Annotated in this window: 1 pseudogene; it reads right to left on the bottom strand. The window is 77.7% G+C overall.

The window, feature by feature from the left end:
* Nucleotides 1-492: pseudogene (locus tag V8688_RS32025) on the bottom strand (hypothetical protein); the annotation flags it as partial.
* Nucleotides 493-623: the final 131 nt, after the last annotated feature.

The following is a 623-nucleotide window of genomic DNA, read 5'->3' as shown; positions in this document are numbered from 1 at the left end:
GTCGGCGGGCGACGGTGCCGACGCCTGCTTGGGCGGCGCGCTCGGTCCACGCGGCGGCGACGGCTGCGTCTCCTCGATCCCCGGCCCATGCGGCCCGGCGGGCCCCTGATGCCCCGCCTGCCGAGGCCCCGCGGGACCCCGTGGCGTATTCGGCGGCGGCGTCATCGGCCTGCCACCCGCGGACGGCACCACCCGATCCGTGTTCTGCGGCCGCTGCACCGGCATCGCGGTGGTCGGCGCGTCCGCCGGATTCACCACCCGCATCGCGATGGTCTGATCCTCCGACGCGGGCACCTCACCCCCGCCCTTCCGCAACGAAGCCGCTCCAGCGGCGGCCGCCGCGCCCGGCCGATCACCCGCGCCGCGTGCCTCCCCGCCGGGACGGCCCGCTGACGTGCCCTGGCCGCCGGAACCCGCTCCGGTCTGGAACTTCTCGGTCGCGTCGGCCCCGCCCGACCGCGAAACATCCTTGTCGGCAACGACTCCGGACACGGTGGGCGCGTCGGCATCACCGGAGCCCGGCTGCGCGGCACCGGAGTCCCGCGAACCCGCAGGGCTCGCACCCGTGCCGCCGGCAGCGCCCACGGCCTGGGAGCCGCCACCGGCTGCCGCCGCGGCGTCTT

The sequence above is a fragment of the Nocardia sp. No.11 genome (assembly GCF_038752175.1).
GTDB classification, from domain to species: Bacteria; Actinomycetota; Actinomycetes; order Mycobacteriales; family Mycobacteriaceae; genus Nocardia; species Nocardia canadensis.
Note: the sequence above shows the minus strand (reverse complement) of the source record. Positions and strands in the feature narration are given on the sequence as shown.